The sequence below is a fragment of the Runella zeae DSM 19591 genome, assembly GCF_000423565.1.
Taxonomy (GTDB): domain Bacteria; phylum Bacteroidota; class Bacteroidia; order Cytophagales; family Spirosomataceae; genus Runella; species Runella zeae.
Window position 1 is genome coordinate 214,300 of record NZ_KE384037.1, and the last position, 15,917, is coordinate 230,216.

General features: G+C 43.5%; 10 protein-coding genes. 1 reads left to right on the forward strand and 9 read right to left on the reverse strand.

The annotated features are described in order from the left end of the window. Window positions 1-2: 2 nt before the first annotated feature. The 5 genes from G563_RS0121800 to G563_RS0121820 form a co-directional block, all read right to left on the reverse strand. Window positions 3-1,382 carry a ferredoxin-like domain-containing protein gene (locus tag G563_RS0121800; protein WP_028667173.1) on the reverse strand — a complete coding sequence of 460 codons (1,380 nt, stop codon included), beginning with the start codon at window positions 1,380-1,382 and terminating at the stop codon, window positions 3-5. A gap of 58 nt (window positions 1,383-1,440) precedes the next feature. Continuing rightward, window positions 1,441-2,229 (reverse strand): hypothetical protein, encoded by a 789-nt coding sequence (locus G563_RS0121805; RefSeq protein ID WP_028667174.1) that lies wholly within the window; start codon window positions 2,227-2,229, stop codon window positions 1,441-1,443. Between the two features lie 139 nt (window positions 2,230-2,368). Continuing rightward, window positions 2,369-5,917 (reverse strand): nitrate reductase, encoded by a 3,549-nt coding sequence (locus tag G563_RS0121810; RefSeq protein WP_028667175.1) that lies wholly within the window; start codon window positions 5,915-5,917, stop codon window positions 2,369-2,371. A gap of 22 nt (window positions 5,918-5,939) precedes the next feature. Next, window positions 5,940-7,235 carry an MFS transporter gene (locus G563_RS0121815; RefSeq protein WP_028667176.1) on the reverse strand — a complete coding sequence of 432 codons (1,296 nt, stop codon included), beginning with the start codon at window positions 7,233-7,235 and terminating at the stop codon, window positions 5,940-5,942. Window positions 7,236-7,267: 32 nt separating this feature from the next. Continuing rightward, the gene (locus G563_RS0121820; RefSeq protein WP_028667177.1) at window positions 7,268-8,803 is read right to left on the reverse strand and encodes an alginate export family protein; all 1,536 of its coding nucleotides are present in this window, start codon (window positions 8,801-8,803) and stop codon (window positions 7,268-7,270) included. 541 nt (window positions 8,804-9,344) lie between these two features. Between G563_RS0121820 and G563_RS0121830 the strand changes: the two genes are divergently transcribed. Beyond that, entirely contained in the window at window positions 9,345-10,586 is a 1,242-nt protein-coding gene (locus G563_RS0121830) for an anthranilate phosphoribosyltransferase (protein ID WP_229598549.1), read from the forward strand. 49 nt (window positions 10,587-10,635) lie between these two features. On the opposite strand, the gene mnmA is transcribed toward G563_RS0121830, so the two are convergent. From mnmA to G563_RS0121850, 4 genes are all read right to left on the reverse strand, one after another. Beyond that, window positions 10,636-11,739, reverse strand: coding sequence for a tRNA 2-thiouridine(34) synthase MnmA (mnmA, locus tag G563_RS0121835; protein WP_028667180.1), 1,104 nt, complete (start codon window positions 11,737-11,739; stop codon window positions 10,636-10,638). 572 nt (window positions 11,740-12,311) lie between these two features. Then, window positions 12,312-13,247 (reverse strand): sugar phosphate isomerase/epimerase family protein, encoded by a 936-nt coding sequence (locus G563_RS0121840; protein ID WP_028667181.1) that lies wholly within the window; start codon window positions 13,245-13,247, stop codon window positions 12,312-12,314. Between the two features lie 21 nt (window positions 13,248-13,268). Beyond that, a complete protein-coding gene (locus tag G563_RS37190; protein WP_051211125.1) occupies window positions 13,269-13,634 on the reverse strand; it encodes a hypothetical protein in 366 nt (121 codons plus the stop codon). A gap of 51 nt (window positions 13,635-13,685) precedes the next feature. After that, window positions 13,686-15,902, reverse strand: a complete 2,217-nt coding sequence (locus tag G563_RS0121850; RefSeq protein ID WP_051211126.1) for a S9 family peptidase — start codon at window positions 15,900-15,902, stop codon at window positions 13,686-13,688. Window positions 15,903-15,917 lie beyond the last annotated feature (15 nt).

Below are 15,917 nucleotides of genomic sequence, written 5' to 3' on the forward strand. Positions count from 1 at the left end.
CTTTAAGAAATAGCTTCTAACATTACTTCTATAAAATCTCCAGCGGGAGCGTTACAAGTCGGGCATACATAAGAGGCAGGTAAAGGGGCTGGCATATCAGCTATGGTAAGACAATGTTTGCACTGCATCACTTTTTCCATAATAATAGGCTGCAAACCAGGGGTTTTACGGGCAAGGGTGGTTTTTTTGTCGGTCGAAAGTTGCTCATAATACTTTTGAGTAAGACGTCTTAAAACCTCCGGGAGATTTTTGCGAGCCACATCACCAGCAAAAGTTTCCCATTCGCTATTGCCGATATAAAAATCAGGCGAATGAATCACTCTAAAACGCTCATAATCGTCGGAGAGAGGTTCTATAACAATAGTGGAAGTGGTATCGGGGCTTCGCTCGCCTATGCTAAAACTCAGACTAGAGGTACGTATTCGAGTACGCTCAAAAGCATCTACAAGTTCGGTTTTGAGGCGCAAAGCTGCGGCGTCAGCATCGGGTAGCTGCCAATTGAGCTCAAGAAAAGAGTAATGAGTATGCACGCCCCAAAGCCCCAAGAGTTTTTCCCATTGATAAATAGTCTCTTTTGGAATATCTCTAATAACAAAAGTTTTGAAGGGAGTGGTATAAATGCGTCCAATTTTGGTGTCTTTGCAAAGTTGAGCCAATGCCTCTATAAAGGGAGCTTCAAATTCATTGGTGCGCTGATAAAGCCCAATCCAATAATGTCCATCATAGCGATAAATACCTTCGTGGCGGGGATAAGGCTTTGGTGTAAGTCTTACTTCTTGCTCAATGCGACGAGTACGGCCCGAAAATTTGGAACAAACTTGTTGGAAAAACTCCTCAAAATTTATGGGAAGAGTAGAAGCATAGAGCACAGACTCGATGGTCTTAACCCATTGGGCGATTTGTTCGCCATCAAGCAACTCAGGCCATACGCGCATTTTTCCTAACGAAGGGATTTTTATCACCAAATACCAAAACGAAGGAGTGGCAGAGGCAATAAAATTGAGCTCACCCGTAAGGGGCCGAATCAACTCTTGAGTGGGATCAATAAGATTGATTTTGAGGCGAGGTTCAAAATCGAAAGAATCAATAATATCTAAATAATCTCCCGAGCGTAGCCATGATAATTTAGGGAAAATATTCTGGGCTACCACCGACGATACGATGTTGGGATGTGCTGAGTTAGCTTCTTCCACCTTAAACCCATGTTCGGCGAGTTGTTGACGTAAAATAGGCAGCTGCCCATCCGAAGAAGGTATCAATAAATCTTGCCGAAAACCTACTTCTATTTTACCTAGTGCATATTGTCTCGTCAAAGAGGCTAACCTTTGAAGTTCGTCGGGGGTAATTACCCCGCCTGGGGTCAGGATGCGAAGAAAAGTCATGTTATTTTTAAAAGGAAGTGTTGGGTGGGGTTTGGACAACTTCGATTACTAAATTTACTTACATTTTTTCTATTTCTGCTAAGAATTCTTTCACAGATTTTTCAGCATCTGATTTTAGGCCAATGTTAGATTCAAATAATACCAAACGAAGCTCTTCATATATAGCAATAGTCTGCCAAAGAGCTTCGGTTAGTTCTTTGTGAGTCATACCACCTACGGTTTTTCTCAGTTGAGTCAAGTCTTCTATCGATAGTTTGGTTTCTACTTTTCGTACTCCGCGTGGTTGGTTGCCATTTTTGATATGAAGCAGAGGTCCAAGGACTACCATTCGTAGAAAACCTAAAAAATCGAATGCTTCAAACAACTCTCCTCGCCCTATTTTTAGGGAAGCATAATGTATCCACACCCAAAATCTATCCTCAATCCATTGATAGTCAGGGTATGGCCAAGTGGATTGGGTTGTTTGAACAATCTGACTGAGGATATAATCGCGCTCCCAGACGATAAGGGGATTTTCGATGCGTTGATGAAATTCGTTGGGCGTTAAAAATTTGATATCCACATGCAAGAGAGGATTGGCATAGAGACAAATGAGGAGCCGAGGTTCGCCTACGTGTTCGCCAGTGAAAGCTGACAATACTGTACCAAGTTGATGAGCGATGTTTTTCATTTGATTGACATCGCTTGCGTAGGGATATTGGGATACCAATACCAAATCTAAATCTGAAAAAGCGTCGGTTTCTTTGGTGATGTGAGAACCGGCTATTGCGAGGCCAACCATATCCGGAAGGGGGCTTAAAACCTCGATAGCATGTGCAATAAAATCATCGAAAATAGAGTGTTGCATAGCTTGTTCGTTTTGGGCAATTATCTCAAAACTTTTTTGCAGATTTGAAAGTTCGGACAAGACGCACTTTATTTTCAGATATTATGAACTCCTGAGCTACTCACCACTTGACAAGTAGTACGTTGGGGCGTTTGTAAACTTAACGAATAAGCTGGTTTTCAACGGGCCAAGTTTTAGCATTTTCTAATATCGTTTTGAGTTCAGGTTTACAACTACCACAACCCGTACCTGCCCCCGTTTGTTGGCATAGCGAGGGCAAATCGCCACAACCAGCTCTGATAGCATCTTGTACATTTCCCTCTCCGACGTTGTTGCAGGAGCATATTACTTTTCCTTTGATTGGTGGCGTGCTTTGGCCGCTTCGAAGTAGTTTGAGGCGTTTTTCAGATAATTCGGTTTTTTGTTGAATCAAAGATTTGAATTCCATAAACTCAGACTTATCTCCTACCAAGATAGCACCTACTAGGCGGTCGTTATGAATGATACACTTTTTATAATACCTTTTTGTTCTATCCATAAAAATCACCTCGTCATAGCTGCCCCCTACTCCATTGGCTGGAATCTCGGTGATACCTAAAGAACATAAATCTAACCCGTCTATTTTCAAAATGTTCATAGAAATAGTAGGTCGGTAGTAGCTTTGGATATCGCCACTGAGATAGGCACAGAGCGCTTCGGCTTGTTGCTCAGCAGCGGCAGTGATGCCAAATTGCTGTCCTTCAAATTCGGTTACTTCACCCACCGCAAAAATAGAAGGGTCAGAAGTTTGGAGATAGGCATTGACGACGATACCGCGTTGAACTTCCAAACCTGCTTCACGAGCTATTTCGAGGTTTGGAGTCGTGCCCATGGTAAATATTACGGCGTCGCAGGTTAGAACTTGACCCGAAGTAAGGCGAAGTCCAGTTGCTTTTTTTTGGGTTTCGATGATATACTTTACTTCGTCATTATAATAAATATCAATACCACGGTCTCGAAGTTCCTCGTGCAAAAGAGTACTTGCCGTGGAATCTAATTGACGATTCATAAGGCGAGAAGCGCGATGAATCACCGTGACACGTTGAGAGCGTTGCCGTAAAGAAGCTGCTAGCTCTAATCCTAACAATCCTCCTCCTACAATCACCACGTTTTTTGCAGAGGGCTTGCTATACTTTTCTTCAATGGCTAAGTATTGCATGAGTCTATCAGCGTCGTGCCGAGTTCGCACCGTAAACACACCTTGTAATTTTATATCTAAATCACGTGGAGTAGACGCGCGGCTTCCTGTAGCAATGATGAGGCGATCGTAATGATGCATGTGGCCTCTTGCATCATAAACTACCTTATGAGCTCGGTCAATCTTCTCAATGCTTACGCCTTCATGCAAATGAATCAAGGCACGTTCGTCGTCTTGCATTTTGAGTAGCTTTTCCCATTTCATAGCACCACTGACATAATCGGGCAGCATCACGCGGTTGTAGAAGGCAAAGGTTTCTTTGCTAAACACGTGGATTTCGTCGGTAAGATTCCCTTGTCGATGAGTGGTGACAAACTTATAGGCGGCTGCGCCTGCCCCTATCACAATGATACGTTCTTTGGGCTTTCTAAATTTTTTTACTTCAACGGCAGCATATTTAAAGTCTGGTTCTTTGGAAAAAGGGTCTAGCAAATCGCTAGTGAGGTTGTTGGCACGGGCAGCACTTTGACCCAGAATCTTGCCCCAGTGCATGGGCAGGAAAACTACGCCCGGCCGAATATCGTCCGTGATTTTGGCCGGAACTTGCACTTTACCCCGCCTATTTTCAATGATTACTATTTGGCCTTCTTTGATACCTCTTTCTGCCGCATCTTGAGGGTTTATTTCGAGCACAGCTTTGGGTATGTGTTGGGTTAGTTTGTTGACTTTACCCGTTTTGGTCATGGTGTGCCATTGATCGCGGAGACGTCCGGTAGTGAGAATCAAAGGGAAATCGTCACTCAACGCTTCCGATTGATTTTCGTCAGGTACGGCTTTGATTTGGGCTTTTCGAGAAGGCGTAAAAAACTGATGGTCCGAAAAAAGCCGAGGAGTTCCACTAGAATCACGACTAGGAACCGGCCATTGAAGAGTTCCTTGGGTACGCAAGCGCTCATGCGACACCCCGCTGATGTCGATGTGAGTGCCTTGGGTAAGGCGTACGTGCTCGTCGTAGATTTGTGCTACATTTTGGTAGTTAAAAGCGCGGCCAAATCCCATTTTATGCGCAAACCTCACAATGATTTCACTGTCGGGCAGTGCTTCTCCTACGGGTTCAACAAACTGGGTCAAATAAGAAATGCGGCGTTCGGAATTGGTCATAGTGCCGTTTTTTTCGCCCCATGCGGCGGCGGGGAGGACCAAGTCGGCATAGGCTACGGTATCCGAACGATTAGAAATATCTTGAACAATGACAAACTTGGCCGCTTTCAAAGCTTCTTCTACCAAATGTACATTAGGCAAACTTACGAGTGGATTGGTGCACATAATCCAGATGGCTTTCATTCGCCCGTCTTTGAGGGCTTCAAACATCTCGGTAGCGGTAAAACCTGGTTTGGGATTGAGGGACGAAACACCCCAAAAATCAGCCACTTCTTGGCGGTGGGTAGGGTCGGCCAAATTGCGATGTGCTGGCAGAAGATTGGATAGCCCACCTACTTCTCTTCCACCCATTGCGTTGGGTTGACCTGTCAAGGAGAATGGCCCCGACCCTGCCTTACCGATATGCCCCGTAATCAAATGGAGATTGAGCAAAGCCAGATTTTTGTTGACCCCAACCACACTCTGATTGAACCCCATCGCCCACATAGAAATAAATCCTTTGGATTTGCCAATGTATTCTACGGCTTGGTGAATATCATGCAGGCTAATGCCGCAGATTTTGGCCGCCTCTCGCATGTCACGTTGGGCTACTTGAACACGATAAGAATCAAAACCTTCGGTGTGATTTTTGATGAACTTTTCATCAATGTATCCCCTCGAAATCAGCCCTTTGGCAATGGCGTTGAGCAATACCACATCCGTACCTGGTTTGATTTGAAGGTGAAGGTCGGCCATGCGAGCAGTATCAGTACGGCGGGGGTCTATCACCACAAATTTGACGCGCGGATTGGCCGCTTTGTGGGCTTCCATCCGACGAAATACAATGGGATGATTCCAAGCAGGATTGGAGCCAGCAATCAAAAAACAGTCGGCAAGCTCGATATCTTCATAACTACACGGAACAGAGTCTTCGCCCAGCGCCATTTTGTATCCTACCACCGCCGACGACATACAAAGGCGAGAGTTGGTATCAATGTTGTTGGAGCCTATAAACCCTTTGATAAGTTTATTGACCACATAGTATTCTTCGGTGAGGCATTGGCCTGAGGCATAAAATCCTACGGAGTCTGGGCCATACTTCTCAATAAATGTCTTAAATACGGCTGCTGCTCGTTCGAGTGCTGTATCCCAGCTGACGCGTTGGAGCGGTGCTTGTCGATTGCGGCGCATTTGGGGATACAGCAGTCGATCAGAAGTATCCATCACAGTATAATGCAAATTCCTTCCTTTTGAACAAAGCATTCCTTGGCTTGAGGGGTGGCTAGGGTCGCCTTCTACAGAAATACTACCGCTGCGACTTTTCTTAATCACCACCCCACAGCCTACGCCACAGTAGCAACAAGTAGTTTTGTAAGAGCTTGTTTCGTTCATAATTCGCCGTTTGAAAAAATACTTAGGCTGCCTGCAATTCTGTTTCGGTTTGTTTGAGGGTAACGGTTTTACCAAAATTTACCAAGAATAGTAGTAACCCCGTGATAGCTACGATACCTCCGATATACATGAAGGCTTGCCCGTAAGAGATAGATTGAGATTTAAACAAAAAGCCCATGAGCATCCCACCTACATTTCCGCCAGCTCCCACTACGCCCGAAATCACCCCTACGGCTTTGGGATTAATGAAAGGTACAATGGCGTAAGTACCACCGTTGGCCATTTTCAGAAACATCGCAAACGTAAGCATTGATAAAATAGCAAGAGTCAGATTGCCTGCTTGGGCAAACAATAAGATGCCTATTCCTTCCAACAAAAGCATAGAAGCAAGCAAAATCCCTTTACCCCTCATTCCAAATCGTTGTCCTACTTTGTCGGCAACAATGCCACCTACCGCACGGGCAAAAATATTCATAAACCCAAACAGCATTGCCCAAAAACCAGCTTCGGTTTCTTCCATGTGGAAGTTGTCAAAAAAATAAAGCGCTGCTACGCCATCGAAGGTAATTTCCATTCCAAAGCAACAAGCATACGCAATAGCCAAAGCCCACACCCGGATGTCAGAGCAAGCTTTCCAAAAAGAAACGGTTGATTTAGAAGTGCTTGTGTGTTTGATTTCGTCGTAGTTTCCAGCGGGAGTATCTTTGGTATATTTCCAATAAACCCACGCCATAATAAGCATCATAAGACCCGGTACAATCATCGCCAATCGCCAAGCGTCTGCTTTTACAAAACCAAATCCCATAATGGTAGCCATGATGAGGGGCATCGCAAGCTGCGTAATACCGCCACCTAGATTTCCCCAACCACCCGCAACGGCATTTGCAGTGCCTTTGATATTGGGCGCAAACATCATAGAAGTGTGAAACTGCGTAATCACAAACGAAGCTCCAATCACCCCAATCGCCAAACGAAACAATAAAAATGAAGTATAATCTTTGGCCAAGCCAACGAGCATGACGGGCAATGCGCCTACTATCAAAAGAGCAGTGTAGGTTTTGCGGGGGCCCCAAGTATCACACAACTTGCCGATAATGAGTCGCGCAAAAATCGTAGCTGATACCGCCGCAATGATAGTATTGCCAACTTGAGGTTTGGTAAGTCCTAAATCGGCTCGAATGGCAGGCATTAAGGGCGCTATTCCAAACCAGCCAAAAAAACACACAAAGAAAGTGAGCCACGTGATGTGGAAAGTGCGCATCTGAATGCCATTAAAACTAAAGATATTGAGCTGAGAAAGAGGTTTATTGGAAGTCATGGAATTTCAGTAGTTTAAAGACTTGGAGAAGATTACTTTGTAACTTTGGTTGTAAGAAAATCGGGGCGTATGTTGAGCATTATGTAAGCCCAATGAGCGCGGCGTTTGGTTTGGCCGATAGTGCCTAATTTGGCGTATTCGAGGCTATCTGAGCCTTTCAGGAAAGAATACCCTACTTCAAGGTTCGTAAATTTGTTGAGGTTATAATTCATGATACAGTCCACTTCATTGCCTAGCTGACGGTTTAGTTTTCCTGCCGAAGCATCTAGTCCATTTTTCATATCATTGGCTAGAGCAAAGTGGTGAAAGTCCAATGTGAAATATAGATTCGGATTGACTGTATATTTGGTTTTGAAGAAAGCATTGGCCAATCCACCTGCTGCCGAGCCTGTACCTACATAAAAATAATCCATGTATCCCCAATGCTTGTGCGGAGTACCATAGAGGGGGTCGAAGCGGTGGTCTTTGCCGTCGGGAGTGAGGGTATTGTTACCAGAAAGCAATTCATAGCCTGGTCCTATAGAAAGGCGTCCTTGTTGAATTGACACGTTGGCCCCATAATGAAAAGTACTCAACGCCTGACCGTCGCGGTTTTTACCTTGTTGTAAATAACCAAAGGCTTGCCAAGTAATTTTACCTAGTTTTTTGGCTAGCGGATTGAGTAGCCCAGTGAGCATAGCACCGTAAGTAAAGCGGCTATGGGCACCATTTACGTCGTATCTGCGGCCATAGACTATGCCGTTGGAGGCATTGCCGATGCTATCTAGTCTATATTTTTGAAAATCATCTTTGAAAAAAAGTCCCGCAAATTTTGTATTCCCGAATTTTCGACTCAAATACACCATCTGCATTGATTTAAACATTTGATTTTGCCCATTGGTGCTGAGAGGGGAAGCTAAGAGAGGAGCACCTCCTTTGGAAGTAGTAGGAACAAAATCGCTAGGGAGACTGACATAGTCACCTTTAGAATTAGCGATGGTACTAGGAACATTGGCGGCTACATAAAAAGTCCCCGTACGTCCAAAAGCATCACTACTCTGATTGAAAGCGGCTCCAACATCTATCTGCCAGCCTCTCTTTCGGGCTTTGAGCAAAGCCATATCAAAACGACGACCTTGCTGGAGCCAATCCAAATTTCCTAGCAATCGTACATCATCGTAGAGCAATTCTTGCCGTCCTATTTTGAGTGATAAGTGCTCAAAAGCCTTGTTTTTGAAGGAGGTATCGCTTGCGTTGGCCAGTATGATTTCGCCCCAAGCCTCGTGTAAAAACAACTTTGAGCCATCGGCGTTGTTGATTGAAGAGGCATCTTGCCCCCATACCCTTACATCCCGGATATTGACCCCAAAAGTAAGCCTATCCCACCGATACCCAAAGTTCAAACTCGTTCTTTGGGAGGTAAATGCCGCCGCTTTAGTACCCAACTTGGCTAAGTTTCCGAGGCCGTCTCTTACCTCTGTGCGGGTTCTCACTTGCCCTTGTAGGCTCATTTGAGCCTGGGTAGATTTGACCAGCGAGAATGTGAAAAGAAGTATCGTATACGATTGTACGTATAACAATTTTTTCATAAGTTTGTACGGTTTTAAGTTAATCCCTAATTTAAGACTTCACAATACCCCGCCAGAACCGCCATTCTGCGGGGTTTTCTTTTTCCTTCCTAATAGGCGTCCGCCAACGCTATTGGAAGTTTACGTAAGAGCTACCAGCGTATATAAGGTGGGTGATTTTGTTTCTTTAAAAAATACTATTTATATAGAGTTTTATTGATTTTAAATAGATTTTTCAAAATGAGTCAATCAAAAAATATAGTTTTTCAAAACAAGGTTATAGAAAAAGTTTATATATTTACTATTGCTCTTATCAAAATAAAATTCTTATCTGAGGGTTGCTTAAAAATTTTACTTAAAAGTATGCCAGAAATGTATATTTGCAAAATTTTAGTTGATATATTTACGTGTAAAATCAAATATTCTTTATTTTTTATAAATCTTTCTTTGAAATATCGCTGTTTTGAGTGTAGAAAGTGCGTAAATGACTAATTTTAGTTTTTGTAAACTAAGTAATTTTTAAGTAATTGTGACTACTATCGATTTCGCTATAAAATACAATTTGGACTCCCCCCTAGCTAGAGGAATCAAGCAAGTGGGCATAGGAAAGCATGGAAGCAAACCCCTCGCACCAGAGCTTGTGGAAGAATGTTTGCAAGAGCTAAAGCAAGGGCATTGTCATCCTTTACAAAAAGGGGCCTTCTTTGGAGCGTTGATGATGAAAGGTCCTACCGATGCAGAGCTGAAACTAGAAACCTACATAGGAAGACATGCCTTTTCCAATCCGGTGTTTTTTTTAAATAAGCTTTGCCCTGATTTGCCCCAAAATATGTTTCCGATTGGCGTGAAACTACTAAGTGGAAAATCACTACAAGTATCTGAAGCGCATCAACTAGGCGATTTTTTATTGTCTGATGAGCCTTGCGAAACTTTTAAAGGAATGGCGGTGAGTATTCTTCGAGTACGCTATGAAACCAACGACGAATACGAAGGACTGCATGAGGCAGTCATGAGTACTTATACGCCCGGTTTTCAGCGCCGTGTCAAAACAAAGTTTCCGATTATTCAATTGGCCGAGCCCTTCGACGGTGTGGAGCATTCTTACATGATTACGCCGTTGTTGGCTTATTTTTTTCAGGAACGCAACTACAATGCAGTGACGGCGCTAGGGCGTTCTTCTGGCCCTAAATATAAATTTAACTCCCACGATTTGTATCTTTATTTAGGAAGTTGGCTTCTGGCCGACAACCACGAATTATTGGAGATGAATCCTACGTTTGGGTGGGTTTTGGACCAAAAATCGCTTTCGCCTGCCCTTGATCAATGGGTAGAGCGCCGCCGAACTACCTTGAAAAGACCGTTTTTGGCTACGCTCGAAAAAGTACTTAATCCCTGTGGCGCTCGTATTTTGGTTACTTCAGTATTTCATATCACTTATCAGATGAAAATGGCTGAGCTTGCACTTATGGCAGGTTTTGACGGCGTAATGGTGCTTAAACGAGGCTTAGAAGGGAGCTTGGCTCCTTCTACCTCCAAAGCAAGTGGGCTACTGTGTGCGGTACGTAATGCCAACAATCATTTGTTTTTTACGCGATTGGAGCATGATTTTCCCGCTTTTGCGGCTTATCGTACGGAGACTGATGACGAAATCGAAAATCCTACCGCCGAAATCAATGCGACTTTGATTAGAAAATACCTTCATAATGGGCGTACCAACTATCATGATTTTGATAATAGAGTAGGATATGCTAGAGCCTTGTATATGAGAGGGTTGGACTGGATTGAAAGTCAGATAGGCTACTGAAATAAGACGCTGTCGGCGCTTAGAGCGCCAACAGCCTCAGAAATACTATTTATTGACGAAAGCTTTTGCTAATCCATCCGCCACCTACTACATCATCGCCTTCATAAAAGACCGCAGCTTGTCCTGGCGCAATCGCACTTACGGGTTCTTGAAAGAGAACCTTGATACGGTCGTCGGCTTCTTGGACAATAGTGGCAGGGGCACCTTCGTGTTTGTATCGTACTTTGGTGATGGTATCCAAAGAGTCATCAATACGAGCGTATTTTTGAAGATTGAGCTTTGAGACGTACATACCCTCTCGTTCGAGGTCTTTGTCGCGCCCAAGTACTACTTCGTTGGTATCTTTGCGGATTTCGGTCACAAACACTGGATATCCCAATGCGATGCCAAGTCCTTTGCGTTGACCGATTGTATAAAAAGGATAGCCTTCATGTTTTCCTACGACGGTTCCGTCTTGCAACACATAGTTGCCCCCCGCTACTTGACTTTCAAGATCGGGCAAGCGGCGTTTGAGAAAGCCCCGGTAGTCGTTGTCAGGAACAAAACAAATCTCATAGCTCTCCGATTTGTTGACCAAATCCATAAAGCCCCGTTCTTTGGCCATTTCACGAATTTCGGTTTTTCTTAAATGCCCTAGGGGTAGTTTGGTGCGAGCCAAGCTTTCTTGAGATACTCCCCACAGTACGTAGCTTTGGTCTTTCCAAGTATCAATTCCTTTGGATACCACATAGCGATTATTTTCTTGCCGTACGTGGGCGTAATGGCCGGTGGCAATATATTCACAATCTAGGCGGTCGGCGCGGCGCAGCAGGGCGTCCCATTTGATGTGAGTATTGCAAAGCACGCAAGGATTAGGGGTGCGACCTTCGAGGTATTCGCCCGTAAAATGATCAATGACATAGTCACCAAATTCGTTACGAATATCCAAAATGTAATGAGGAAAGCCCAACTCGACGGCCACCGTACGGGCATCGTTGATAGAGTCGAGAGAGCAGCAACCTGTTTCTTTTTTGGAGCCGCCGCTACTAGCATAGTCCCAAGTTTTCATGGTCATGCCGATAACTTCGTAGCCTTGTTCGTGGAGGAGGACAGAAGCGAGAGAGCTGTCGATGCCGCCACTCATGGCGACCAAAATGCGTCCGTGTTTGCTCATAATTGTATCTGACCGAGGTTCAAAGCCTCGCGATGTTTGGTTTGATATGTATTGATTTGTATTTATATTTGCTGATTATCAGCACTTTGTGTTTTCAATAAAATCAGGATAAAACAAGAGTTGTTGTACCTATGTTGTACCAATTTTTTTTATATTTGTAATAGATTACAGTTGAGTGTTAGTATGGGCTAACAATTTTTCTTTAAAATCAATTCACTCTATCCTGATAATTTTATGGCGTCCTCTTTGAAAGCTGTCTTGCGAAAAAAAGCCAATCAGGATTGATACTGTCACAAATAACTGCTGAATTTGTGACAAAAACAGGGACATTTTTTTATACAAAACCGTGAAAAACAAAGCAATATATCGACAAAGTTAAGACCAAAAGGCAAATTTGTATTTTCTGATGATTTTGCAAACTATGACTCCACTTAAACTATATGCTAACCTTCAAGAAAAATCCAAATAAAGCAGGCATTCTCAATCGTGATTAGAGACTTTGAGAAAGGATTCTATTTATATGTAAAAGGGAGGCCGAGAAGCCTCCCTTTGTGTATACGATAAAAATTAGTTTACACCATAGCCCCTACTCGCTCCAAAAGCTTTTTGGTAGCCTTGATACCGTCATATTCTGAAGTTACATTTCCTTCATACTCAATCCCAATAATACCTTTGAAACCAGCCTCTTTCACAATTTTGAGCAAACGAGCATAATCCATTTTAGCTTCGTTGCCTTTTTCATCAAAATCGTTGGTTTTGGCGCTTACTCCTTTGGCAAAAGGCATGAGTTCTTTCACGCCTTTATAGCGGTCATACTCTTCTACGCATTTGCCACCCCATTCGCTGTTATCGCTACGTTTTACACAAAAGTTACCAAAATCGGGTAGCGTCCCTACATTTGGCATGTTGATTTGCTTCATCACTGCCGAGAGCCATTGTCCATCAGAAGAATATCCTCCATGATTTTCGACAATCACATTGATACCGACAGGTTTGGCAAATTCCCCCAATTTCCCTAATCCGTCCACGGCAGCTTTGGCCACTTCTTCGGCAGAGCCTTTCCCAAACGAATTGACCCGAATGGTTTTACACCCTAAATATTTGGCACATTCCACCCATTTTTTATGATTCTCGACTGCTTTGTTACGCACGGTGGCATCAGTTTCGGCAAGACCGCCTTCTCCGTCAATCATAATGAGGTGATTCTTCACATTGTTGTCTTTACAACGCATCAGCAACTCATTAAGATAAGCCGTATCCTTGGCCTTATCTTTAAACATTTGATTGACGTATTCGACAATTCCGATGCCAAATTCTTTGCGAGCCACCACGGGAAAATCTAAATTGGTCAGTTTTTTTTCGTTGAAAATAGTCTTGTGTAAAGACCACTCTGCCAATGAAATTTCAAACCAAAGTTTTTGGGGCTCGGCGGCAAAAATTTCGGGAGAAAGGGCAGCCATGCCAGCCAATGCTCCTAAGTCTTTGATGAAAGTGCGGCGATTACTCATGTGTTAAGGTTATGTTTTAATTTATGATTGTTGACCCCGAATAAGTTGAAGTAGCAAATTCATTCCTTTTTGTAACTCTGCTTGCCCAGCCGTGACATCATGTCTAAACTCAGCAAACATGAGCCCTTGGCCATCTACCTTAGTTTCTAGTCTATCTACTTTAGTTTCTAGTCTATCTACCTTAGTTTCTAACTTATCCACTTTGATTTCCAGCCTATCTACTTTGGTTTCTAAAGAGGCTACTGCTACTTTCAAACTCGCAATGTCAATTGAATTTGAAGCTACTTTAAGACTCAGATGGGCTACTTCTTCCGCGATTCTGTCTTGTTTTTTTAATATCTCAGACACGATTTCTTCTAGCTGAGATAAACGTTCTTTCTCGGTCATATAGTATTACTTTTTAATGCAATTAACAAAAGAAATCTCTCAACCCAAAATCTATTTTTTGCCTACATACCGCTCAAAAAACTCATAAATACGGAGCATTCTATCAATCCGTTGACGAGGATTTCCGCTACGGCTGAGTTCGTGTGTGCCACCGGGCATTCTTACATATTCTACTTCGCGACCTAGTATTTTTAGGGATTTATACATCATTTCGCTCTGAATCACCCCCGTACGAAGGTCGTTTTCGCCATGTTTGATAAGCAATGGTGTTTTTATTTTGTCCACAAACGTATAAGGCGAATTGGCATCCATAGAGGTTTTTGCTTCTTTTTCCCAAGGATACCCTCCAAAGTACCCCGGTACCAAACGCCACGCGTTGCCCTCTCCCATGAAGGTGGTCAAATCGTACACTCCACGCTGCGCAAAAGCAGCCTTAAAACGGCTATCGTGCGCTACAATCCACGCCGTAAGATAACCTGCATAGGAGCCTCCCGTAATCACCTGTCGCGACGTATCGGCCCAAGCCTCTTTGGCAGCTTCAGTACAAGCCCGGAGCACGTCGTCGGCAGGGCCAGTCCCCCAATCTCGATAGTTGGCTCTCATAAACTCTACCCCGTAGCCTCCTGAGCCCCGAGGATTGGCATAGACAACCCCATACCCTTGCGCACAAAAAAACTGAAACTCATGCCACATAGAAGCTTCTCCAGGCCCCCACATTGCAGTAGGTCCACCGTGCATATTGAGTAACAAAGGGTATTTTTTTCCCGCTTCCGCAAACGTTGGTTTCATAATCCAATACTCAATCGTCTGCCCTTTGTCATTTTTAAAAGTATGTTTTTCGGGCATACTTAAAGCTTTTTTTGCTACCCAATCGTTGTGAGAAGATAGCTTGGTCGCATTTTTAATCAATATATCTGATACATACAGCTCTGAAGGGTTCAACACTTCTGTTTTGGCAAATACAACTTTATTGGCTACCAAATCAAAGTCTGTAATACCACTTTCAAAATCTGAGAGTTGTTCTACTTTATCAAGTGTAGGCACTGCTCTAAAAACAGGGACACCGCCATTGGAAGAAGCCGTAAAGTAAACATACGCTACTTTTCCTACCTCTTTTTTGCTTTTAGGAAAAGTTAAGGTCACCCATTTGAGATTTCCCGCCGAACGGTCAAATGAATTGATAGTATATTTTGAATTCGAGGTTTTAAGATTCAAAAATCCCAAATGACCTTGGTCGAGGGTGGCTGGTTTGACAGGAGCTTGTGAAGTAATAAACGCCAACCACTGTCCATCGGGTGAAGGCGTAGGTTGTCCAAAGTTTCTACCTTTTTCTGCCAAAACTGTACGAACATTGCTACCGTCAGCATTCATGATACAAATACGGCTTTCAAGGTCTCTATCGGGATGCACCAAGCTATCGGCGCGAGTTGAAAACCAAATAGATTTGCCATCGCCAGACCACGTAGCTCCTCCATAAGAATAAAAACCCTTGGTGAGCGCCGTTGGCTTAGCGCCTTCTTTGACTTCTACTACCATCAAATGCGAAAAACTCAGGTCTTGGCCCGCAGCGGCTTCGCCCTGAAAATTGAGGCGATTGATTACTTTTGCTTTTTTATCTTCTACGTCTTTGTCGAGATAAGCCCTGATTTCTTCTATACTTCCGTCAGGATTGGGCTTGGCGGTATTTTTCTTTAAAAATTCATTTTTGCCAAAACCCGCTTTTTCCAAACTCCAAACAGGAGCGCTTTGAGATGGATTAAGAGTAGAATCACCCATCAAAGCTGCAAAATTGAGACTTGTAGAAAATAAAATTTTACTACCATCGGGCGAAAATTGAGGTGCTGAGGCACCGTGTTTATAATCCGTGAGCTGCCATGCTTCTCCCCCATCGAGAGGCATTACAAAAACTTGAGATTTACCTTTGACAGCCCGCACAAAAGCGATGCTTTTTCCGTCTGGACTCCATACGGCCTGGCTAGCGCTTTCGGTGCCACGCGTAATAGCGCGCGGCGGAGTTTTGGTCTCTAAATCTACCAACCAAAGATGTGTACGATATTCGTATTCAAACGGCTCAGTAGCCGATTCGGTAGTAGTGACAGTATAAACGGCACGCTTTCCATCGGGTGATAGCACCACCCCTCCTACTTGTTTGATTTTGGTCAAATCTGAGGCAACTATTTTCTCTTTGTTTTGGGCAACACTTCCTAAAGTGAGCGAAATAAGGACGATAAAGGAGTAAATGGTTTTTAGGTAGCTTTTAAAAATCATTGTCTTTAGGGGTTT